This is a genomic window from Acetobacter sicerae, from assembly GCF_011516765.1.
GTDB lineage: Bacteria > Pseudomonadota > Alphaproteobacteria > Acetobacterales > Acetobacteraceae > Acetobacter > Acetobacter sicerae.
The window spans coordinates 1-23,328 of sequence record NZ_JAAABN010000019.1 but is presented as its reverse complement, the minus strand read 5'-3'; the positions used below and the strand labels follow the sequence as shown (position 1 = coordinate 23,328).

Here is a 23,328-nt window from a genome sequence, read left to right as displayed (position 1 = left end):
GGCCATTGTCATGATCGGATACGGGCCAGCCGCACGGCCGTGTGGTTTCGCGCTGTTCTGAAATTGGGCATCACAAGCAGGCAATGGTCGTAAGGGGTTCGGATTTCATCCGGACCGTCCTGCGCGATGAGCGTGCCCCGGGCTGGAATGACAGTGCCGCTCGCAAAGGGATGAATGAAACGAAAGTTCCCCGTATGGGCGGTAATCCGGTGCGTGACATCTGCAATCGTAAGAGGGCCTTCAGAGTGTTCGGTCTCTTTTTCCATTTCCGAAACGGATAGAAAACGACGGACAGTTTCCTGTGTTGTTTTCAGGGAAGCCCATGTCCAGTGCTGGCCCGCTTCCAGAAGACAGGCCTGTGTGGCCGAGGTTGCGTTGGTGAAATGAGGCAGGTCGATCAGTCTCGGCCCGGCGCGATGCCCCCCATCCGCCACGATGAGCGAAGGCGTGCCGATAGAGGACGCCAGAGACACGCCTTTTTCGGATGGACCCGCCAGCATCAGCGGCCCGGAAGGCCACAACATCGAGTGCAGATCAAGAAGTCTGTCGATTGTCTCGATATAGGGCAGAAGCTGGCGCACGCGCGCCTGTTCGCTGGAATGAGAGATCGACTTTTCTGGAGTTATGTCCCATAGCCGGTTCATGTCTTCATCGACAAAGCGGGACATGATCGGGTTTTGCGGAGAGAAACGGGCGAAAGCAGCGAGATTGAGAAAGATCAGTGACAGTGTGCCGCGTTGGGGGACAAAACCCCGCCTGAGCAGGTCTGCAAGAACGATCGCCCCTGCATATTCATTTCCATGCATCAGTGCGGTGATGGCGACGTGAGGACCGGGCAGGGCGCCAGTCAGCCGATGCACACCGGGAATGCCGACATTCCCCTCGCACCATGGTGAGAGATCCGGCTGGGGTAATTCAACGGGAAGAGAGGGGAGGGTGCGTGACGCGGGGGGTAACTGTTCGGATAACCGCTTTCTGGGAGTGGTGCGGACAGAAAAGTCTCGACCTGACGTGGGGGGCTCCATGATGTGCGGCTATCCGGCGTCACATTGTGCTGGTGGGGAGAGGCGCTGTGTCGGCAAGGCAGACGCGACGGGTCATGTCACGGAGAAATCGGTCGCAGGCTGTCAGCTGGCTGCGTTCGATCCATTCATCGGGGCGATGCGCCTGCTCAATGCTGCCGGGACCGCACACAATGCTCGTCATTCCCGCCTGCTGATAAATCCCGGCTTCCGTTCCGTAGGAGATGAAGCCCTCCGCGTTGGTTCCGACGGATTGTCTCACCACCGTAGCGAGCGGGTCATTATTCGGAAGGGCGAGGGGAGGCAGTTCGTTGATGACCTCAAAGGTCAGTCCGCACTCAGGTGAAGCTTTCTTCATCCACTGGTCGGTCCCGGCCAGCGCCTGCTTCATGCGGTCAAGAAGAGCGTGTGCATCATCGCCGGGGACGGTGCGCCATTCGATCTCGGCTTCCGCGTGATCGGGGATGATGTTGAGCGCCACACCGCCTCTGGCCAGTCCGATCTGGATAGTGGAGTGAGGTGGATGAAACCCGTCCACCTGTCGTCCTTCGAACGCAAAGCGCCGCGCTTCCTCGGCAACCCACGCCATGGCTTCCCCAAGAGCGTGGAGCGCGTTCACGCCCTCCGCAGGATAAGCCGAATGGCCCGCCTTGCCGTGAGCGGTCAGACGCACCGACAGACGCCCCTTGTGCCCGATGACCGGCAGCATGAGAGTCGGTTCACCCACAACACACCATGACGGCAGGAGGTGGTCTGCCTGCGCCTGCTGCATGGCGATCCGTGCGCCATCGCAGGTGATCTCTTCGTCATGGGTAAAGAGCATGTGAATGGGGCGCTTCAGGTCCATGGCCGCCAGATCCGGCACGGCCGCCAGCATGCAGGCTACAAAACCCTTCATGTCTGCGGCTCCGCGGGCGGTCAGGCGGGCGCCGTTTTCGTGGAGCTGGAACGGGTCGGATGACCAGTGCTGTCCTTCGACCGGCACCGTGTCGACATGTCCGGCAAAAGCGAGGCCGCCCGCCGTGCGCGGCCCGATGATGGCGTGCAGATTGGCCTTGGTTTTCTCTGGATTGTAGCTGAGCGACCAGAAGACGCCGTGAGCATCCATCCACTCTCCGATCCAGTTGATGAGCGGAAGATTGGAGTGCGTGCTGGTCGTGTTGAACGACACGATATGACCAAGCATGGCGACGCTGTCGGTCGAGCCGGGGTGTGGGGCCGGGAAAGAGGAGCGGGCGTCATCCATGACGGGGAGAGTATTCACGTCTGGGCGTCCGCTGCAATCCCGGATCATTCAGGGATGACCATCTGTGATGACTGGACGCGTCGCTGCTTTTGCGGCACGGGTAGGCATCTGTTCAAGTCTTTGAAAGATTTGAATAATTTTTGAGAATATGCGGATTTTCTGGATTTGAATCCCCTCTCTGACAAAGAGTATCATCCTTTGCACAGCCTCTGGCGCAAGCTCCCCGCAGAACCGCGCAGACGCGGGGCGGCGGGTCTTACTGCGTGGCTGGCTCCGAAGGCGCACCATCCGGCGCCGGTTGCTGGCGAGCATCTGCTCATCGGAGGAGAGATCAACAGGGCGTCAGGTCTGGGAGAAGGTGCGCGCATTATGCTGCGGGCCTGCCGCGCGCTCGGGATTCCGGCCAGCGGCTTTCAGGCCAGTCTGCTTGAGGGAGCGTCAGCGCCCCCGGACGCGCCGACCCGGTCCCCGCTGATAGTGCACGTCAACGCGCCTTCTTTGCCTTCTGTTCTGTTGAAGCTGGGACGCGGATTTCTGCGCAATCGTCGGATCATCGGATACTGGGCGTGGGAACTGCCTGTCGTCCCGCCGCTCTGGAAGACGGCTGTGGGCTGTGTTCACGAGGTCTGGACACCGTCGCTGTTTTCCGCCCGTGCGCTTGAAACGATCATGCCCGGTCGGGTGAGGGTGGTGCCTCATGCGCTGGCCGCTGATCCGCTCCGTCCCTCGCATCTGGAACGCAGCTCTTTCGGCCTGCCGGATAACGCCGTTGTCGTGCTGGTCTCCTTCAGTCTGGCCTCCAGCTTCGAGCGCAAGAATCCGCTGGCGGCCATTCAGGCGTTTCGCAGGGCGTTCGGTGAGCGTTCAGACCGGTTCCTGCTGCTGAAAGTCTCACATGCCGGACATTACCCCGAGGATATGGAGCGTCTGCGGGCCGCCATCACCGGAGCGAGGAATATCCGCATTGAGGAACGGCTGTTTCCGGCGGAGGATTCGCAGGCCCTGATCCGGTGCGCCGACATCGTACTCTCCCTGCATCGCAGCGAAGGCTTCGGACTCGTTCCGGCAGAGGCCATGCGTCTGGGGCGCACCGTGATCGCAACCGACTGGTCGGCAACGTCGGAATTCCTGAACGCGGAGTGCGGCCTGCCTGTTCCATATCGTCTGGCGCCTGCCCGCGATCCCCGTGGTGTTTTTGAGGCGGAAGGGGCCGTCTGGGCCGAGGCGGATAGCCGGGCCGCGAGCGAGATGCTGTCCCGTGCCGCCGATGACGCCGCCCTGCGCCAGAGGCTTGGCGTGCAGGCGGCGCGTGTCGCTGCGGAACGGTTTTCCGGAAGCGAACTGCTGGCGGCTCACCACGCACTGACACGCGGGACCACGACGCACGCGAACGCGCAGAGAGTGTCGGCATGATGAAGCGGGTTCTGGTCTGGCAGTGGGGGCGGCGTGGAGGCGGGCCGCGTTTCGGGCTTAATCTTGCTCAGGCGATAGCGCGCCTGCCGGGGCGGGAAGTCATGCTGTCCCTGTCCCGCCGTGCCGAGATCCTCACAGCCCCGGGCTTTCCCCATGATGCGATGACAGTGTGGCAGGTGGAAACCTATGGGAGTCTGAGCGGATTGCTGGTTCGTCTTCTCGGCGCGCCTGTCGTTATTCCGCGACTGCTGAGGATGCTGCGGCGCTGGCGGCCTGATCTGGCCATCTGCGCCATGGCGGGACCAATTGATCTTCTGATGGCGTGTGCTCTGCGCTGTGCCGGCGTCCCGTTGATCGTCATCGTTCACGATGCCCTTCCTCATCCCGGGGATGGTTTCCCTCTCCAGCATACGTTGCAGAATATCCTGATCCGGCAGGCGCAGGGCATTGTCGCCCTGACGCATCATGTCGCCAACCAGTTGCGTGAGCAGGTGGGGATGCAGGAACGCGAGATCATGGTCGCCAGCCTGCCTCCATTCGATTATCCGGCCATGCAGGGGAAAGGCAGGATGCCGCCTGCCGAACGGCCGCCCGGTCCTGTGCGGCTGCTCATGTTCGGGAGACTGCTGGCTTACAAGGGGCTTGATCTGCTTCTGGAAGCGCTGAAGCGCCTGCCGCCAACCCTTGAATATGAGTGTCGTATCGTCGGCAGCGGCCCGGATTCAGGCGAATTGCAGAAGCTGGCGGTGCTTCCACATGTGTCGGTGGAAAACCGATGGGTGGAGGAAGAGGAGATCCCCAGTCTCGTGGACTGGGCCGATGCGATGGTGTTGCCCTATCGGGAAGCCAGCCAGAGCGGCGTCGGAGCTGTCGCCATCGCCGCAGGAAAGCAGGTGCTGGCCACGCGTGTAGGCGGGCTGGAAGAACAGTTCGCCGGGCTTCCGGGCGTGACCCTGTGCGATGTCGATGTGACCGCTCTGAGAGATGCGTTGGAGGCGTTGATCGTGGCGGGACCAGCCGCGCCGTGTCAGGTCGTGCAGCAAACCGATTTCCTGTGGGAGAAAATGGCGGCGACTATGTTGAGTGACGTTGAGAAATGCAGACGTCGTCAGGAAACATCGCAGGTGGGAGTTGTAGTGGCACCGTTTTCGTGAGGTTTTACGAAATATGGTGGCAGGAAATAATGAGTCCTGATCTTCTGCGCTTTTTTACCTGCTGGAGATTGTCCGATCCTGTGGCCAGCACGTCTCAGGTCGTGTTCGCGGGATGTAAGCGGCATCTTTGAAAACAGTGGTCCGTTATCACGCCGGATTTCAGACCGGCGTGATAACGACTTCCTTTTCAGGAATTTTCCATGGCAGTGCGCGGCATTATCCCAGCGTAGGCATGGAGAATTCTGCACCGTTGCGGATCCCCTCAGGCCAACGGCTGGTGACGGCCTTCAGGCGTGTGAAGAAGCGCACCCCTTCCGGTCCGTGCATGTGGTGGTCTCCGAACAGCGAGTCTTTCCATCCGCCGAAAGAGTGAAACGCCATAGGCACGGGGATTGGCACGTTGATGCCGATCATTCCCGCCTGAACGCGGTGTGTAAAGGTACGGGCGGTGTCGCCATCGCGGGTGAAGATGGCGGTCCCGTTGCCGAACGGGCTGTCATTCACCAGTTTGAGGGCTGTTTCAAAATCCGGAGCGCGCATGACGCACAGAACCGGACCGAATATCTCTTCCTGATAAATCTTCATGTCACAGGTGACATTGTCGAAAAGTGAGGCGCCGGTGAAGAAGCCTTTCTCATGGCCGGAAATGACATGTTCACGCCCGTCCACGACCAGTGTCGCTCCCTGTTCGACCCCGGAATCCACCAGTCTGCACACACGCTCGCGATGCTGCGCCGTGATCAGCGGTCCCATATCGTTGCTGCCATCCTCGCCGGGGCCGATCTTCAGCGTTCTGGCCCGTTCGGCCAGCTTGTTTACGAGTGCATCCGCCACGGGCCCCACGGCGACGGCGACCGAGATCGCCATACAGCGTTCGCCAGCCGAACCCCAGGCCGCGCCCGTGAGAGCGTCCACGGTTTTGTCCAGATCGCAATCTGGCATGACGATGGCGTGGTTTTTCGCCCCGCCCAGAGCCTGCACGCGCTTGCCATGCGCCGTGCCTGTTGCGTAAACGTGCTTGGCGATCGGCGTGGAACCGACAAAGCTGACAGCCTTGATTTCGGGATGCTCAAGGATTGCGTTGACCATATCCTTGTCGCCATGCAGCACCTGCAACACGCCGTCAGGCAGGCCTGCTTCCTTGAAAATCTCAGCCAGCAACACGGACGCTGAAGGATCGCGCTCAGAAGGTTTGATGATGAAACAGTTGCCGGTCGCAATCGCCATCGGCGCCATCCACAGCGGAACCATGACGGGAAAATTGAACGGCGTGATGCCGGCGGCGATGCCGAGCGGCTGGCGCATCGTCCAGGCGTCAATGCCCCGACTGACCTGTTCGGTATATTCGCCCTTGAGAATTTCCGGAGCCGCCGTGGCGAACTCAATGACCTCCATACCGCGTGTGACTTCTCCCTTTGCATCCGGAATTGTCTTGCCATGTTCGGCGGAAATCACAGCGGCGAGTTCATCGGCGCGCTTCTCCACCAGATCGCGGACACGGAACAGGATGCGGGAGCGGGTCAGGGCAGGCGTATCGGCCCATTTCGGAAAGACGGCCCGTGCGGCGGCAACAGCGGCTTCCAGATCCGCCGCATCTCCGAGCGCGACCTGAGCCTGCACTGCGCCGGTTGCGGGGTTGAAGACATCCGAACGACGCTGGCCAGCGCCTTCGGTTTTCCGGCCACCAATGAAGTGAGGAATGATTTTCATTTTATTTTGTCCTTGTCAGGAAAGAGTGAAAAATTAGGGGTTATTCGGCGGGGTGGGCCGTCGCGGTGGTCAGGGGTTCGTGAGATAGGGAAATGCCCCTGCGTTTTTCACCATTGACGGCGGAAGGCAGCGTTTCAGGCACGAAAAACAGCGTGACAAAGAAACCGATGATGCAGATCGCTGCGGGGTAGAGCAGCCCGGCGAAGACATTTCCGGTGCGTGAGACGAGACTGAGGCTGATGAGCGGAAGGAAGCCACCGAAAATACCGTTCCCGATATGGTAGGGAATGGAAATCGAGGTGTAGCGCACCGCCGCCGGAAAGCTCTCGACGATGAATGCGCCATAGGGGCCGTAGATCAGCGCGGCGATGACCACGAGGACGAACACGATGGCGGCGATGGGAAGAGCGTCAATTCCACCGTCATGAACACAGGATTTCAGAACCATGAACAGCGGCAGGTAGAGAACGGCAGCGGTGGCCATGCCGGCCAGAGAAAGAGGCTTGCGGCCGATACTGTCAGACAGGCGGCCGAAGATCACGAAGAACGGCAGGCCGCACAGTGCACCGACAGCCACGGAGAGAGTCGCGGGCAGGAAGGCGACCTTCAGGACGCTTTCCAGAAAATACAGGGCGTAGAACTGGGCTGTGTAGAAGGTCACGGCCTGAGCGCAGGAAACGCCGAACAGAAAGGTTACAATGCGGCGCGCATTGCCGGGAATGGTGAAGGCGTCCCGGATGGGAGAAGAAGAGACCTGCTGGTTCTGTTTCATCTCCAGAAACACGGGAGATTCATGCAACCGCATACGGATGCGGAAAGACACGCCGACCAGCACGATGGAGAACAGGAATGGCAGACGCCAGCCCCACGCGGTGAAGCTCTCCTCGCCCAGCCCCAGACGCAGCCCGAGGACGATGCCCAGCGCCAGAACGAAGCCGCCGGACGCCATGGCCTGAATATAGCTCGCCCATTTGCCGCGTTCCGTGGCGGGAGCATGTTCGGCCACATAGGTGGCGGCGCCGCCATATTCTCCGCCCAGAGCCAGCCCCTGAATGATCCGCAGCGTGATGAGCAGAACCGGCGCGACATAGCCGGCGGTTTTGAAATCAGGCAGCGCACCGATGGCGGCTGTTGAACAGCCCATGATCAGCAGGGTGGTGAGAAACGTGATCTTGCGTCCGAAACGGTCTCCGAAATGACCGAAGACCAGACTGCCGAGTGGACGGACGGCGAAACCGGTTGCGAACGTCGCCACACTGATCAGCGTGGCGGCCATTCCGTTGCCGGGCGGATAGAACATCTGCGCGAAGAAAATCGCGAGGCAGCCATAGAGAAAGAAATCATACCATTCGATGATGGTGCCGACGCTGGAAGCAAAAACCAGACCATGCATCGAACGGATTTTGGAAGAGGCTGTAACGCTGCTCATGCTGCGGTCCTCCCTGTTATGCGGCCCAGACGCGGTGGTAGAGCGCGACGATGTCCTGCGCCGTCGGCACACGCGGATTGTTGGCGGGCGATCCGGAAGCCAGCGCCTGCTCCGCCATCAGCGGCAGAAGATTGTCCCAGCGTGCGACATCGAGACCGTGTTCTTTCGGCGTCGGCACACCGATTTCCCGGTTTCTGCGGCGCAGCCCTTCCACGAGCGCCTCACCTGCGGCGTCATCGGATGCTCCCGCATCTGCAATCCCCATCATGCGGGCGGCCATTGCATAGCGCTCCGGCGCGCCGGAGAGGGACCACGCCGTGATCTCCGGCAGCAGCATCGCGTTGGACAGACCGTGCGGCACATGAAAATGCGCCCCGATGGGCCGGCTCATGCCATGCACCAGCGCGACGGAGGCGTTCGAGAACGCCATGCCGGCCTCGAAAGCGCCCTGCATCACGGCGGCGCGGGCCTCGCGGTTGCCGGGCTCCTCGCAGGCAACGGGTAGCCATCTCCAGATCCGCTGCATTGCGGTCAGGGCCAGCGCATCGGTGAAGGGAGAAGCCTTTTTCGAGACCCAGGCTTCCAGCGCATGGGTCAGGGCGTCAGTGCCGGTATCGGCTGTCAGCCTGCGTGGCATCGTCAGGGTCAGTTCATAATCCACGATGGCGATGTGAGGCTGGTAGGCCGGTCCCATGCAGAGCATTTTCTCATCGGACACCTCATCGGTGATGACGGTGACCCGCGTGGCTTCCGACCCTGTTCCGGCGGTTGTCGGAATGGCGATGACCGGCAGTCCCGGCGTGTTCTGGATATGCGGGACCTTGAGACCGGACGGTGTCGTGTCGTGTCGTGCAAGCACGGCGACCATCTTGGCGGTATCGATCGGGCTGCCACCGCCCAGTCCGATCACGCAGTCATGCTGACCGTCCCGCAGCATGGCGAGGGCGGCGTTTACGCATGCGACGGTCGGGTCCGGAACGGTCTCCGTAAAGGCTCGCATGGCGTATCCGGCCTGTTCGAGGATGTCCCTGACCCGTTCGAGCACGCCGCCTGAGGCCATGAACGGATCGGTGATGATGAAAGGCGCTTTGAGACCGGCCTGTTGCAGGGCTTCCGGAAGGTCGTTCAGCGCGCCGCCCCCGAGCCGGACAAAAGGTGGAAGGACCAGTGCAGTCATCAGAATTCCCCTTTTCGCGGATGGAGTTCCGGACCTCGGTCCTGCTCCATCTCTTTTGTACGGATGAAAGTGTCTGACACGATGCGAACGGACAGAAAATCTGGCGTTTTCGCCCATCCCATGTGCAAAAATGCACGGACATTTTGAGATATGGGCTGAGAAGGAGCGAAGTATGCACGGAAGACGAGGGCTCGACTGGCGTGACCTGCAGTATTTTCTGGCTGTTTCCCGCGGTGGAGCGCTGTCCGTGGCCGCGCGGGAACTGGGCGTGGAGCACACGACGGTTGCCCGGAGGATTCAGTCTCTGGAACAGACAATGGACGCCACGCTCTTTGAGCGGCACCCACGCGGCTACCGTCTTACACGACAAGGTGAACAGTTGCTGGCCGGTGTGGAGGCGATGGAGCGCGAGGCGCAGGAGGTGGCGTTCAGCGCCGGAGGTGGTCTGTCCGGCACGGTGCGGATCAGCGCGCTGGAAGGATTCGGGAATTTCTTCCTCGCCCCGCGGATCGGCGCGCTACTGGAAGCCAATCCGGATCTGACCGTAGAGATGGTGACGATCCAGCAGATCGTTTCTCTTTCCCGTCGTCAGGCGGATCTCGCCATCAGTCTCACCCGTCCTTCCGGAGACCGGTTTCATGCGGAAGAACTGACGGATTATCGTCTGTTCATCTATGCCAGCCCTGATTATCTGCGACGACATGGACCGGTCAGGAACCGGGGAGACCTCGCGGATCATATCTTCGCAGGTTATGTCGATGAACTCGTTTTCTCGCCTTCTCTGGATTATCTGGCGGAGGTTGGAATCGATTCCCGACAGGTGCGGATTCAGAACTCCAGTATTCAGGCGCAGAAAGCAGCGGTTCAGGCCGGACTCTGTCTTGGCGTCCTGCCTGCGTTTGTGGCGGAATCAACGCCCGGGCTTGTGCGCGTCATGCCGGAAGAGATCAGTCTGCTCCGGACCTACTGGCTGATCACGCGGGGAGATGAAGCGGGGTCATCGCGGCTTGGCCATCTGTGTCGGGTGTTGCGGAATGAGACCCGTGCCGAGCAGGCGCTCTTCCTGCCGTCCCGAACTGCAGCCGCATGAGGGACATGTTCTGACCGCTCTGGGAAAGACACAGACGCCTGTCATTCAGGCGCTCAGGGTGTACGGGGATCGGTATGCGCGTTCTGTCCTGTGGAACAGAGTAGCCGATTGCAGCGTCTGACCGGACAGGATTCCGCAAAGCTGACGTATAAACGTGGTGTGTAACGTCAGGAACTGATCCGCTCACGCATGTGGCTTCTGACGATGGGCGGACAAGGCGTAAGCCCGGACATTTATATTTCGAACAGTTCAGAAATCTCTTTTGTTCCCGAGAAAACATCGACGCCCGTGGCCGACCCTTTGGCTGCAAGGCGAAAGGTGGACCAGCGAGGTTTCTGATCTGCCCATCTTCTTTCGTTTTACAAAGAGAAGCGCCTGCAATCAGTCTCTATCGTTTGAAATGTCGATAGTCAGTCGTCAGCAAGCCCGAACAGTTCGGGATAGGGCATGGCGTTTCTGCTGAGCTTCTTCTTTTTCCACTCAGCCAGCGCTCTGTTATATTCGACATGGCGCAAGGCAAACTGCAATGCTTCCTGGTGGTATTCGTTATTGGCGTCCATCGTGTTGCGACGCCAGCCCGCTGCAATCAGCCAGTACTCTCCTGCGAGTTGCCATGATCCGGCCCGATGGGACTCTTCGGCAAGTCGCTCAAGACCATGATATTTGTTGTCTGGATTGGCGAGCGCTTCTGCCGTGAGAATGAAGTCTTCGTCTTTCCACGGGAATGTCGATTTCATGTAAGGAAACTGCCGCGTCAGGCCACCGGGATTACCGAAGTGTTCCTTGATCAGCATCGGAACCAGCCTGTCGTAAGATCGACGCCATTCACACTGCACAGACTGCCCCTTGAAACCTACGTTGAAGAATACTGCTCATATAACGGAGTGATTTGTCTGAGTCGATTTTCTGAAGTTCACTCACCCTTGGGCTTTTCAGAAGGTCAGAAAACGTCCTTTAACATACATCCAGTTTCTTGCTGAACTGGATAAGAATTTCTGGTGTTCTGTGTTGTGCGGGCTGCTTTCAAACCTGCAGCGTCCCTGTAATTCTTGTGATGGTTGAACCACCGATCCAGACTTTTCCATTCTCGTGATCAACATGCACCAGACCATTCCGACCGAGCCGGGCACCCTGACTGGCAATATAATGTTGGGGCGCTCGCCCACTTCCAATCAGCCATTGAGCCAGCCCGGCATTCAGACTGCCGGTAACAGGATCTTCGTTGACACCAGAACTCATGGCGAAAGCACGCACTTCAAATTGTGCTTCCGTTCCATCAGTGGCTGGATTCCATGGACCAGTCACCCCAATGCTCAGATCTGCCAGGCTCGCGTAATCCGGTTCAAGCGCCAGAACCTCTTCTCGAGAACCGAGCAGAACAGAGAGCCAGCCGGGACCATTATCCGTCCATGCGGATGCCTGGATGGAAGAAGGTGGAATCCTCAATCCGTGCGCAACACGACTTAAAAGCGCTTCGTCGATTGGGCCGGACCGAAGAAGTTCTGGCGCAACAAAAGCAAGGCGTTCTTCCGTAGAACGAATGGGCACAAGCCCGATGCCACATTCCTGTATGACTGTTTTACTGCGGGGACGGTCACCAGACATCAGCCATGCATGACAGCTTCCCAGCGTGGGATGGCCAGCAAATGGTAGTTCTGTTTCGGGGGTGAAGATACGGACCCGATAGTCGGCTTGCGGTGAAGTCGGTCTGAGCAGGAACGTTGTTTCACTCAGGTTGGTCCAACTGGCAAAAGCCGCCATCTGTTCTGTCGTCAGATCGTCCGCTCCGAGAACAACGGCGACCGGATTGCCCTTGAAAGGCGTCGCTGAAAATACGTCGACCTGTTGGAACTCAAGCTGCGTCATCAGGGATGTCCTGCTGGAATCGGGACGGAATAAGGAAACGGATTACGTGATTCAGACTCTTTCCGGTTACGGTGTCATTTCCATGAAAATCTGGCTTTCCGTGTTGATCCCGTCCGCCGGACGTCCGCCGGGTTCGTCAGCGCCCATCGCCCTTACGCCGTGAATCAGACAATCTCCCTTGCGGACAAGGATCGGATCCTTTGGCTGCAAGGTGAAGGGTGTATTGGGATACGAAACGCCTTCTCCCTTGAGGTAAACCGTATGCAGTGTGGTGGTCTGAGGCTGAAACATGAAGGCATCCAGAGCGGGGTTGTCCGTATAGGTGCCGTCACGCGGAAATTGCGGGCAGCCGCCATGCTCGAGAAAGACGGAATGCGACACGACCCACCAGTGCAGCGGCGTCCGGAAAACCACGCCGGGTCCAGCGACTGCTGCGACATTGCCGTCGATTGAGAAGATCATCCTGTCTTTGGGTACATGATAAACCTTGTAGGCGGTTTCATGCTTTTGCGGCGACATGAGGAATTCGTCCGACATCGCGCCGCTGAGTTCAAAGGGTTCCGGAGGCTGTGGTGTGGGTGTGGTGGTCACATGCAGATGCGCCCTCATCGTGTAGGATTTTACGGCAAAATCCGAGCCGTCGAGAATGAGAAACAGGCAGGACTTCAACGGAAAAGGTCTGGCGAGGTGAATGTGCACAGGGATGCGCTGGTGGTCGGGCGCGTTCTGTTTGACGATGGGGGCCGCCAGCGTGATGTTCGGAAAATGCGCATTGATGGCGGCGTAATCACCGACATCCTCGCCCTGACCGGGGCAGGCGGGCGAGGTGGCCATATGCAGGGAGATCAGGGCTTCACTGAAGTGGTCGGAAGGGGACGTGGTTTCCACATAGCCGTCAATTCCGACAAGACTCTGTCCCGGTGGAACATGGAAAGGATACAGCGGCTTCCGCGTGAGGCCCTTCGTAACCGTCGTGACGGACGCGTCAGCCTCTATTCCCGGGTCCGCTGCCCCGGCGGTGCCGGAGAGACAACTCACGGACAGGCAGGACAGGAGCAAAGCCGGCAGAAGAAGCATCTTCCGATGAGTGTTGAACGTCATGGCGGCAGCCTTCCTCAGGAGAAACATTATGTTTACTTTAGGCTTTCTGTCTGAAGGAAGAAACATCGGCCACGCCATGCTCCGGACCGGATTGCGTAGCCGGGGTCAGACGGACGGCCATACATGAAGGTCAGGCGGACTGCGACAGGCGCCGATTTCTCTTCCTCGGAAGGGTCAGCGCTGCTGCGCAGGAACCGCTGCCCTGTCCACAGGACAGAGCGGCAGGACATCGCGCTATGTCTGAAATCAGTCAGTCAGGACGCCATCAAAAGCTCTTCACTCTTTCACATGGCCTCCACCTGCTCCGGAGCGGTTCAGCTTCCGGATTGCGCCCCTGCCATCCTGCGCTAGACTGCGGGCCAGATGTCCGCTGCCTTTCCCTCTCCGTATGAAGCGCCTGCTCTTGTCGCCGGTCATGGCTTCTTTTCCTGCCTCACCGTTGACGGAGAACTGCTGACGCTCAACCGGACGCGGGCGAAGCAGTTTCTGCAGGAGGAACCAACTCCCCTCGTCGTGCATGCACCGGCGACGGCCCGGATGCTGGGCATGACGCCGCCCGGACAACCGGCTCCGTGGTTTGATCTGCTTGAGCTCTTCGCCTTTGTGCATCCCGCCCGCTCCGTCGCTCCTACGCCGCGCGGGCTGGCCATCGCGCTTGGTCTCGGTGATTTTGATGGGCGGCGCGTCGAGGCGAATACATTGCCCGACCTCGCCGCACGTCTGCTGACAGACCTGCGCGCCCTGAAGAACACGCCGTCTCATCCGTTCCTCGCCGCTCTCGCCACCCGTCTGGCGCAGACCGGCTGGATCTGGAGTGGCGCGGTCATGGAAGCGCTGGAGATCACCGGTCCGCTGTCGCGTGAGGCGATGCAGCCCGGCGAGGCGCTGCGCATATGGGACCAGCTTCCCAAATGGGAGGATACGGCCCGCAGACCACCGCCTGGCTCCAATCCGGTCACGCCAGCGGAGGCCCGCACCCGGCTGGGTCAGATTCTCGGTCCTGACGCGGAAGTCCGTGTGGGACAGGCCGATTTCGCCGATGTCGCCACGCATGCCTTCGCACCGCGCGAGGGAATGGGCTTCCCACGTGTCGTGCTGGCGGAAGCCGGGACCGGCACGGGAAAGACGCTCGGCTATATCGCGCCCGCCAGTCTCTGGGCCGAACGTAATGGTGGCGCGGTCTGGATCAGCACCTATACACGCCATCTCCAGCGCCAGATCGAGGCGGAAACGGCGCGCCTGCACCCGGATCCCGCCGTGCGCCGCAACCATGTGGTGGTGCGCAAGGGGCGTGAGAACTATCTCTGCCTGCTCAACATGGAAGAGGCGGTGAATATCGCCCCCACGCGTGGTCCGGGGCCGGTCATTGCCCTCGCTCTGCTTGCCCGCTGGGGTATGGCGACGATGGAAGGCGACCTGTTCGGCGGCGATCTCCCCGGCTGGTTCGGCGACATTCTCGGTCATGGTGTGCTGTCCGCGACTGCCGACCGGCGCGGCGAGTGTATCCACGGCGCCTGCCCGCACTATCAGCGCTGCTTTGTGGAACATTCCATCCGCCGGGCGCAGGACGCGGATCTGGTGATCGCCAATCACGCACTGGTCATGGCGCAGGCGGCATGGGCGCAGTCGCAGGGTCTGCCCGCACTGGAACAGGGCGACCAGCCTGAGGCCACGCCGGAAGAAGCCGTGCCCGACGAGGACGGCATCCCCACGCGCTATGTATTCGACGAGGGGCATCATCTCGCCGATGCGGCGGACGGGGCGTTCGCGCTTGAACTGTCCGGACTGGAAGCGGCGGAGCTCCGGCGCTGGCTGCTCGGCGCGGAAGGCAGCCGCTCGCGGGCGAGGGGATTGCGTCGCCGCCTTGATGATCTCGTGGCGGGCAATCCACGCCTCGAAACGCCGCTGGATGCCGCCCTGCTGGCCGCGAAGGCGTTGCCCGCGCCGGGCTGGTCCGGTCGTCTGTGGATCGAACCGCAGACGGACAGGGCGGAAGAGCCGCCGGAACCGGAAGATGTGACGGCCTCGCTCTTCCCTCTGCCTGCACCCGTTCAGCTTGTTGAGCCGGTCATCGACAATCCGACCGAGGCCGTGCTGCGGTTGCTGCGTGATCAGGTGCTGGCCCGCACGGTCGGCAATGGTCCCGTGCGCCGGAATGGCAGTGAGTGCGATCTGCATCCGATGATCGACGGGCTTGGCGAGGCCGCCGATACGCTCGCCCGGGCGCTGAGCCGTATCGCTGAGCCGCTCCGCACGCTCGTCAATCGGCTGGAAGACAAGCTGCGCGAGGATACGGACACTCTCGACACCGCCGCCCGCGCCCGCATCGAGGCGACGATCCGGTCGTTGCAGCGTCGCGCCATCGGACGTCTCGACGGATGGGTGTCGATGCTCACCACTTTCTGCACACCGCCTGACGAGGTCGGACCGCCGCAGTTCATCCGCTTCATCCGCCTTGAGGCGCGGGAAGGCCAGCGGCGGGGCGAGCAGGATGTCGGGCTGCATCAGCACTGGCTTGACCCAACCCTGCCGTTCGCCGCCGTGCTGGCCGCACCGGCGCACGGCCTGCTCATCACCTCGGCGACCCTGCGTGACGAGACGGACACCGATCAGTCCGCCGAAGCCGAACAGATCTGGGAAGCCGCCGAGGCGCGTGTCGGAGCCAGCCATCTGCCGTCGCCAGCGTTGCGGGCCTCTCTGGCCAGTCCGTTCGACTATTCCCGCCAGACCCGCGTGTTCATTATCAACGATGTCGCGCATGACGATCCTGACACGCTTGCCGCAGCGTTTCAGGCGCTCTTTCTGGCGTCCGGGGGCGGAGGGCTCGGGCTGTTCACGGCCATTGAGCGGTTGCGCACGGTGCATCGCAAGATTGCAGCGCCTCTGGAGGAAGAGGGCATCCCTCTCTACGCGCAACACGTCGATGCGATGGATAACGCCACGCTCGTCGATGTGTTCCGCACGGAGACGGACTCCTGCCTGCTCGGCACGGATGCGATGCGCGACGGTGTTGATGTGCCGGGCCATGCGCTCCGTCTTGTCGCCTTCGAGCGGGTGCCATGGCCGCGTCCTGACATTCTGCATCGTGAGAGGCGGATGCATCTCTCGCAGGGTAATCCGCGCCTTTATGATGACCGGCTGGCGCGTCTGCGGCTCAGGCAGGCTTTCGGTCGCCTTATCCGGACACGTACGGATCGCGGCGTGTTTGTGCTGCTGGATCGGCGCACGCCGTCCCGGCTGCTCAGTGCGTTTCCCTCGGGGGTGATTCCGCACAGGCTCGGAATCGCTGCAGCTGTGGAAGAGATCAGAACTTTTTTCGCAGAAGAAAACTAAATACCGGCAAAGGTTATGTTTCTGCGTAAGTTGAGGCACCCTAGGTTTCAACAGAAACGATCCGGCCCAGTCTGTCCCGACCGGTCTGCGCCGAAAGGAATGAATGATGGTTTCCGACAACAGGCGTTTCAAGAATCTCAGCCCTTTTGAACTGAAGGACAAACTCATCCGCATGGCCACCCGAAAGTCGGGGCGCACCATGCTCAACGCCGGTCGCGGCAATCCGAACTTTCTGGCCACCTTGCCGCGGTCCGCTTTCTTTCACTTCGGACAGTTCGCGCTGGCGGAGTCCGAGCGGTCCTTTTCCTATCTGACGGCAGGGATTGGCGGACATGCCCGGATGGAGGGGATCGAGGATCGCTTCGATCGCTTCCTGTCCGAAAAACGCGGGCAGGACGGGATCCGTTTTCTGACCCGCGCGATCAGTTACGTGCGCGATCAGATGGGATTGTCCGCCGCAGCTTTCCTGCATGAAATGGCGGAAGGCATTCTGGGCTGCCATTATCCCACGCCGCCCCGCATGCTGCCGTTGAGCGAGCAGATTACCGGGCATTATGTGCTGAATGAGATGACCGGCGGCACGCTGGCGCGGGAGGAAGTGGACTTCTTCGGTGTCGAAGGCGGCGCGTCGGCCATGGCGTATATCTTCAACTCGCTGAAGCAGAACGGGCTGATTGAAAAGGGTGACAAGGTGGCGCTCGGTATGCCGATCTTCTCGCCCTATATCGAAATCCCGCACCTCGAGGAGTTCGGGCTTGAGGAAATCGGCATCCATGCCACGCAGGAGACAGGCTGGCAGTATCCGCGGGAAGAGCTGGAAAAGCTGAAAGACCCTGCGGTCAAGATCTTCTTCTGCGTCAATCCGGGTAATCCGACTGCTGTGAAAATGGACGACGCGTCCATGCAGGCCATCGCCGGGATCGTGCAGAATGATCGTCCGGATCTCATCATCATCACCGATGATGTGTATGGAACCTTTGCCGACGACTTCCGCTCGCTGTTCGCCGTCTGCCCACGCAATACGATTCTTGTCTATTCCTTCTCGAAGTATTTTGGCGCGACGGGCTGGCGTCTCGGCGTTATCGGCATGCACAAGGACAACGCGATTGATGAGCTTGTCCGCAAACTGCCGCCGAAGCTTACGGCGGAACTGGCGGAGCGTTATTCCAGTCTGACGACTGATCCGGGCAGTCTGAAATTCCTTGACCGAATTGTGGCCGACAGTCGTCTGGTTGCGCTGAATCATACGGCGGGCCTGTCCACGCCGCAGCAGGTGCAGATGGTGATGTTCTGTCTGTTCTGCCTGATGGATGAGAACGACCACTACAAGCAGACGGTCAAAAATCTTCTCCGCCGCCGTGAGGCGACGCTTTACAAGGCGCTCGGCGTAGCGCCGCCGGATGATCCCAATGGGGTCAATTACTACACCATGCTCGATCTCAAGAGCATCTGTCGCACCCTGTATGGCGATGAGTTTGCCGAATGGGTGGCTACGCGGTCCAGTTCGAGCGAGCTTCTGTTCCGGATCGCCGACGAGACGGGAATTGTTCTGTTGCCGGGACAGGGCTTCGGTCTTCAGCGCCCGGCGGCCCGTGCTTCCCTGGCCAATCTTGATGAATATCAGTACGTGTCCATCGGTCGGTCGCTTCGGAAAATGGCCGATGAGTACTATCAGGCGTTCCTGAAGTCTCACAACTGAGGTCGAAAAACGGTTTTTTCTGCGGGAGTTGGCTCGACTCCCGCAGACGAGAGCCCGACTTAACCCAATGCTAAGTCTTCTCTGTGACCCTTGCTGGAACGAAAAATCGTTGTTCACAGGGGTTAAACCAATCCATGGAATTTCAGAATCACCATCCGGACAGTGATGTCCAACAACCCGCGACCGAGGAACTGGCAGAGCTCAGGGCCTGCGTTTCGCGATTTGCGTCCACCGATCCGGTCATAATCGCCTGGGCGGGACAATGTGCGAGCAACCTTGCCGAAGAGGATCAGACCACGGAAGACATGATCCGTCTGTCCGCAACGGTGCTCAAGTTTGTGCTGGATCTGGATCTACAGGCCCGCGCCGCCGTGAAGCAAAGCCTGCCCGCTGAATGGTGTGTGTCTCTCTGAAAGAGATCCTCTCCAGCCAAAGCGCGAGAGGTGCGGCGCCAGAGAGGCAGCCTTCTTCTTTGCGATGAAGCTTATGATGTGAATGGCAGACGCGCCGGGTAAATATCCTGTGCGCGGACGGCTATTCTGGCAGCCTGTACGTGGCGAAGGTTCGCTTGGCTGATGCGAGGTTTTCTATTCGTGAGTCGGTCGCGGTTGCAGGAAATTTGGCCTGCTCTTCTTTCCGGGGCACCGTCGGATCAACGATGCCCCTTCAAAACCTGTCCGTCAGAATTCCGCAGACAGGGTGAAGTGATAGACGCGGGGCAGTCCGGCATACAGGCTGGACGCTGCGCCTGATGTGCCGCTGGGCGCACCGGTATAAACGGAGGCCCAGTAGCGTTCGTTCGTCACGTTGCTGACACCGAACCGGGCAACCCACGGAAACTTGGCGACATGGAAGGCATAGCGCGTGCCGAGTTCAAGAGTGGTGTATGAGCCGGTATGCAGCGTGTTGGTGACGTTGGCCGCGCGGTTGCCCATGTAATGCACGCCGGCATTGAAGGCCCAGCCGGAAGCGAAGGAGCCAAGCGATGCCGGCAGTCGGTAATCTAGCAGGATGCTCGCCTGAAGAGGCGCTGCACCGACGATTTCCTTCTTGTTGAGCGTGGAGGAGGCCGCGTGGACCAGTTCCGCATCCAGCCAGGTCATGCCTGCAAGAACGGACAGGTTGGGCAGGACTTCACCCGAAATCTGGGCTTCCACGCCATAATTGCGCTGCGTTCCGCCATATTGATAGGTCTGGCAGTTGGTTTCCGCAGCACAGCCCTGTGACGGGTTCGCCGCAGCGACATACATGGCGTACGGAGAGGTGATCCGGAAACCGGCGACGTTGAACTGCATTTTCTTGAGGAAACGCAGTTTGTAGCCGACTTCATATTCTTCCGAGTGCGCAATCGGGAGCGCAATGTTTGTGTTGGTATAGCTGGCGCTGTTCGGCGTGACGGGTCCGGCTTCGACCGATCGACCATATGTGAAGTAGATCGTCTGGTTCTCGGTCGGCTTGTACATGATGCTTGTGGTCGGGCTGAAAGCCGCCGATTTGCTGAATCTCTTCATGAGCGGACTGGCGGCGTTCAGCGCACCTTCCTGATTGATCCAGCTCCACGCCAGCGTCCCCATGATCGACCAGTGCTCGTTGATCTTCAGCGTGTCACCGATGATGAAGGACTGACTGGTCACGCTGCTGGATTTGTAACGCCCACGATAATAGGGCTGCGTTCCGCCGTTGGGGGAAGCGCCATACATGTTCATGACGCCGAGGTTCTGTGCAGGCGTCACGGCGGCGACCGGGTTGTAATTGCCCATCATGTAGCCGTTGGTGCCGATGACCAGATCATGCCGGATCGGACCGGTGTAAACACGACCGTTGAAATAGGCCATGTTACTGCCGACACGGAAATCGTCAGCTGTGGTCGTGGCGGTCGCTTTCGAGCTGTACCAGCCGTCACTGCCTGTCTTTCCACCGCAGGTCTTGCCGCCGTCGCACAGCGTATCGGCCACGCCAAAGGACTGACGCGCAGCATCCTGATACAGACCGCCGAGGGTGAAGCTCCAGTTCTCGTTGATCTGGTGCTTGATCTTGGCAAGGAACGTGTTGGTTTCCATGTTGTAACCGCTCCACTGTGGAGCAAGGCGTTTACCCAGATCAGGAGCTTCGGGCAGCTTGTCGCCACCGACACCGGTCGCCAGAATGCCGAAGCCGGGCGCCGTGCCGCGTTGGTCATAGGTATAATGGCTGGCATCCAACTCGATGACCGTCTTGTCGTCCAGATGGATGTCGAAATCGCCGCTGACCATTTCACGGCGTATCGAACTGCCCTGCGTATAGGCCGTGCCATCGGCGTGCAGCATGTTCAGGCGGTAGCCGAACCAGCCATTATTGCCGAGGCGACCGGAAATATCGCCGTTTACGGTCGGTGTGCCGACGGAATCCACGCCGACGGAGAGGCGTTCGGTGCGTCGGTCAGTCGGGCGTTTCAGGGTATATTCGAAGACGCCGGCCGGGTTCTGGGGTCCGTACATTGCGCCTGCCAGACCGTTCAGAACCTGCAGGTTATCCACCCACTCCGCTGGGTACGGTGTGGTGGAGACCACGTTCAGTCCGTCCAGACGGGAGTTGGAAATGACATCAGCCTCGAACCCGCGTGACTGCGGACGGGATGTGTTGGGGTCGCCGCGGACTTCCAGTTGCACGGAAGGCAGATACTGAGCCAGATCGTTGAGGTTGCGGATCTGCTGATTGACGATGACGTCGTGCGTAACGCCCATGACGGAGTAAGGCGTGTTCAGCGTGTCCCGATTGCCCAGCGGTCCAAGATAGACAGTCTTGTTCATGTATTTGGCGCCAGTGCCATCGGCGGCATGATGACCATGAATGGTCAGCGTTTCGCCATTGGAGCCATCCAGTATTCCGGCAATGGGAGCGGCTCTGGTTGGCGACGGGCTGGTCTTTGTCCTGTTGTCCGCTGCCCTGATCGCTACCGGTTTGCTGACGACTGGCTGAGGCGCGGCGGTTTTGGCCGCCGGCTGTACGTCTGTCTGGCCCGGCTGTGATGAAACAGGCGGGGAGGCCAGAGCGGACGTTGTCAGCAGAGCAGATGCAAACGTTCCGACAATGAAAGCAGTAGGGAAACGGCAGGACATGGGGCAGGTGCGTCCGGAATATGAACAGGGGAATACGGTGTCGGCCCCTTATTCCCTTCTTGCGACCGCATTGTCTATATATCGTGGTAGCGAGTCATGCTGGTGATGGACGATTGTTAATTAGTGTTGCCAGAATAATACAGGTTCGAATCATGTCCGATGATCCTGCCATCAGGATGTGAAACCCATTTGTAAATATCATGATAAAATCAGCATTATCCGTGATCGCCTCTTTTTTCTGACTCTGTTGTCATAGGTGCGGGACGAAATGGAGAGGCGAAACGTCTGGTATCCTTCACGGTGAAGGAGCGCCTGGAACCGGTTACCAATGGCGGCGGCAGGCCCGATTGAAGTAGTGTAACGAGAGCGTTTTATTGGTAGTTATTATATGGTATTTCTGAATTTTGTTTGAAATATATTATATTTTCAGGTATATTGTTCTTTATTGATGTGGAAATTATCGGATCTGTTCTGTTCTGTGGTGTATTTTCTTTTTCCATTTAAGTTCATGGTGACGTAACCTGACATGTGATCACGCCTTGCTCTCCCAGCAGCATCAGGTTCGCCATCTCGTCCCGTCGGGCTTTATCTCGTTCCCGGTCCAGCATGATGCGTCCGAGAGGCTGTCGGAACGCTGTCTCGTAAGTGTGCTTTTTCTGGTGGTTCCTTTCGATAGGCCGCTTATTCCACTGGCCGCAGTACCTGCGGTTTCAGAAAAGGAATCTTCGTAACCACGGCGCTGACGGCAGCAGCGCATCCAGACGGCTGCGGAAAACGCTCTGCGCCAGTGTAAAATACCAGAGGTCCTGCAGCATCTGCCAGATCCAGACCAGCATCAGATGTGTCGTCAGGGACAACCATCCATCTCTTGACCCGCAGTGTTGTGACGGGACAGCAGACTCGTTCCGTCATGCTTCAGTCGCGCAATGAATCAGCAGGGCCGACCGCATGATCTGTCCGGTAATCGCCCATATCCTAACAGACTCTAAAGTCTATTCCGGAGGTCGTCTCTTTTTTAAGCCGACCGTCTCTCGACCTTATACGATCGTTAAGAAGTGCGTGCGACAGTCCTGAGAAAGTTGATGTGCCCTTTAGCGGAATGATTTGTTCATGGAACGGCTGTTTACATTTCTTCTCAGTGAGCAGCACGTTCGTTCGCATATGACGGTGATACTGCAGGCGTTTCTTTTTGCGGCGCTGGCGATCTTCTTTCTTTCCAGAAAAACATGGCCATCTGTTGTTCGGATACTGCTGTTCTCGTTGGTTATTTCTGTCGCAGATCTGGCGATCTTCTTTGATACATTCTGGTCGACCTATCCCAATCTGCTCTGGAATTTTCCTCATCCCGCGACTGAAATCACAGGGCTGCTGACTTTTGTTTTCGCCGTTGGCGCCGCCTATTTTTATCTGGAAGTCAGGCGCTCCATTAAAACAGCCATCATGTCCGGCGCCCTGCTTGCGTTTGGTATGGCCTTTTCGGCTTTTGATATTCTGGTGGCGACGGTCAGCCCCGCTACACTGGCGTATGATCTTTCCGCAGTGATGAGCGTCCTGGTTGTGGGCGCGACCCTGTGCGCCTTTGCCTTCTGGGAACTGGGCAACCCTCTGGCGACTCGTCCCCGGCTTGTCACCAGTATTCTTCTGGCGCTCACCCTGGCGCTGGTGCCGCTTGGCTCGATGGGGTCCATCCTGCCATTCGATCAGTGGCTCACGGTTATCCAGACACCGGATAGCGCTCTCTTTTCTCCCTTGTCCGTCATGTGTCTGTCGGGCGGTCTGGCGATGGTGTTTCTTCTCTGTATCGCCTCGCTGCTGGATATCCGCGTTGCGACATCCCAGCAGCGGGAAGGGGAGAGGGTGCGCCATCTTGCTGACGGCACTTTCGACGCGGATTTCTCACACTTGAGGCAATTTCGGGTCATTTTGTAGAATTCAGTCATCCCACAGGAGCCCGATCTGGAATATTGACGATATTCTGCTTCTGGCGGCG

At 59.4% G+C, this 23,328-nt stretch carries 17 protein-coding genes; 7 read left to right on the top strand and 10 right to left on the bottom strand.

From position 1 onward, the window contains the following. Positions 1-8 precede the first annotated feature (8 nt). Both GVI59_RS15305 and argE read right to left on the bottom strand, forming a co-directional pair. On the bottom strand, positions 9-1,025 hold the full coding sequence (locus GVI59_RS15305) for a M14 family metallopeptidase (protein ID WP_194299159.1): 1,017 nt from the start codon (positions 1,023-1,025) through the stop codon (positions 9-11). Positions 1,026-1,044: 19 nt separating this feature from the next. Then, positions 1,045-2,286: an acetylornithine deacetylase gene (gene argE / locus GVI59_RS15300; protein WP_338422112.1), complete on the bottom strand. Its 1,242-nt coding sequence runs from the start codon at positions 2,284-2,286 to the stop codon at positions 1,045-1,047. A gap of 180 nt (positions 2,287-2,466) precedes the next feature. Between argE and GVI59_RS15295 the strand changes: the two genes are divergently transcribed. Both GVI59_RS15295 and GVI59_RS15290 read left to right on the top strand, forming a co-directional pair. Then, on the top strand, positions 2,467-3,681 hold the full coding sequence (locus GVI59_RS15295) for a glycosyltransferase family 4 protein (RefSeq protein WP_242013151.1): 1,215 nt from the start codon (positions 2,467-2,469) through the stop codon (positions 3,679-3,681). After that, the gene (locus GVI59_RS15290; protein WP_173575005.1) at positions 3,678-4,835 is read left to right on the top strand and encodes a glycosyltransferase family 4 protein; all 1,158 of its coding nucleotides are present in this window, start codon (positions 3,678-3,680) and stop codon (positions 4,833-4,835) included. The genes GVI59_RS15295 and GVI59_RS15290 overlap by 4 nt, the downstream gene beginning before the upstream one ends. Positions 4,836-5,051: 216 nt before the next feature. Here GVI59_RS15290 and GVI59_RS15285 read toward each other — a convergent pair whose 3' ends face one another. Genes GVI59_RS15285 through GVI59_RS15275 form a run of 3 tightly spaced genes read right to left on the bottom strand, consistent with a single transcriptional unit; the run spans position 5,052 to position 9,151 of the window. After that, positions 5,052-6,545: a CoA-acylating methylmalonate-semialdehyde dehydrogenase gene (locus GVI59_RS15285; RefSeq protein WP_173575004.1), complete on the bottom strand. Its 1,494-nt coding sequence runs from the start codon at positions 6,543-6,545 to the stop codon at positions 5,052-5,054. 40 nt (positions 6,546-6,585) lie between these two features. Next, the gene (locus GVI59_RS15280) at positions 6,586-7,974 is read right to left on the bottom strand and encodes an MFS transporter (RefSeq protein WP_173575003.1); all 1,389 of its coding nucleotides are present in this window, start codon (positions 7,972-7,974) and stop codon (positions 6,586-6,588) included. A gap of 16 nt (positions 7,975-7,990) precedes the next feature. Next, positions 7,991-9,151, bottom strand: a complete 1,161-nt coding sequence (locus GVI59_RS15275; protein WP_173575002.1) for an iron-containing alcohol dehydrogenase — start codon at positions 9,149-9,151, stop codon at positions 7,991-7,993. Positions 9,152-9,323: 172 nt separating this feature from the next. Between GVI59_RS15275 and GVI59_RS15270 the strand changes: the two genes are divergently transcribed. Then, complete coding sequence (locus GVI59_RS15270) at positions 9,324-10,241, top strand: LysR family transcriptional regulator (RefSeq protein WP_173575001.1); 918 nt, start codon at positions 9,324-9,326, stop codon at positions 10,239-10,241. A gap of 410 nt (positions 10,242-10,651) precedes the next feature. Here the strand turns inward: GVI59_RS15270 and GVI59_RS15265 are convergent, their stop codons facing one another. The 3 genes from GVI59_RS15265 to GVI59_RS15255 form a co-directional block, all read right to left on the bottom strand. Continuing rightward, positions 10,652-11,035, bottom strand: a complete 384-nt coding sequence (locus tag GVI59_RS15265) for a hypothetical protein (protein WP_173575000.1) — start codon at positions 11,033-11,035, stop codon at positions 10,652-10,654. Between the two features lie 229 nt (positions 11,036-11,264). After that, a complete protein-coding gene (locus tag GVI59_RS15260; protein WP_173574999.1) occupies positions 11,265-12,107 on the bottom strand; it encodes a PhzF family phenazine biosynthesis protein in 843 nt (280 codons plus the stop codon). A gap of 66 nt (positions 12,108-12,173) precedes the next feature. After that, the gene (locus tag GVI59_RS15255; protein WP_242013150.1) at positions 12,174-13,208 is read right to left on the bottom strand and encodes a hypothetical protein; all 1,035 of its coding nucleotides are present in this window, start codon (positions 13,206-13,208) and stop codon (positions 12,174-12,176) included. Between the two features lie 363 nt (positions 13,209-13,571). Here GVI59_RS15255 and GVI59_RS15245 point away from each other — a divergent pair, with 363 nt between their 5' ends. The 3 genes from GVI59_RS15245 to GVI59_RS15235 all read left to right on the top strand — a co-directional run bounded on the left by GVI59_RS15245 (position 13,572) and on the right by GVI59_RS15235 (position 18,653). Next, positions 13,572-16,541, top strand: a complete 2,970-nt coding sequence (locus tag GVI59_RS15245; protein WP_173574996.1) for an ATP-dependent DNA helicase — start codon at positions 13,572-13,574, stop codon at positions 16,539-16,541. A 106-nt stretch (positions 16,542-16,647) separates the two neighbouring features. After that, the gene (locus GVI59_RS15240; RefSeq protein WP_173575021.1) at positions 16,648-18,240 is read left to right on the top strand and encodes a bifunctional aspartate transaminase/aspartate 4-decarboxylase; all 1,593 of its coding nucleotides are present in this window, start codon (positions 16,648-16,650) and stop codon (positions 18,238-18,240) included. Between the two features lie 134 nt (positions 18,241-18,374). Continuing rightward, positions 18,375-18,653 carry a hypothetical protein gene (locus GVI59_RS15235; protein WP_173574995.1) on the top strand — a complete coding sequence of 93 codons (279 nt, stop codon included), beginning with the start codon at positions 18,375-18,377 and terminating at the stop codon, positions 18,651-18,653. A gap of 267 nt (positions 18,654-18,920) precedes the next feature. Here GVI59_RS15235 and GVI59_RS15230 read toward each other — a convergent pair whose 3' ends face one another. Then, positions 18,921-21,338 carry a TonB-dependent siderophore receptor gene (locus GVI59_RS15230; RefSeq protein WP_173574994.1) on the bottom strand — a complete coding sequence of 806 codons (2,418 nt, stop codon included), beginning with the start codon at positions 21,336-21,338 and terminating at the stop codon, positions 18,921-18,923. A gap of 710 nt (positions 21,339-22,048) precedes the next feature. Then, entirely contained in the window at positions 22,049-22,195 is a 147-nt protein-coding gene (locus GVI59_RS19100; protein ID WP_242013149.1) for a hypothetical protein, read from the bottom strand. 253 nt (positions 22,196-22,448) lie between these two features. Here GVI59_RS19100 and GVI59_RS15220 point away from each other — a divergent pair, with 253 nt between their 5' ends. Next, on the top strand, positions 22,449-23,267 hold the full coding sequence (locus GVI59_RS15220) for a hypothetical protein (protein ID WP_242013148.1): 819 nt from the start codon (positions 22,449-22,451) through the stop codon (positions 23,265-23,267). Positions 23,268-23,328: the final 61 nt, after the last annotated feature.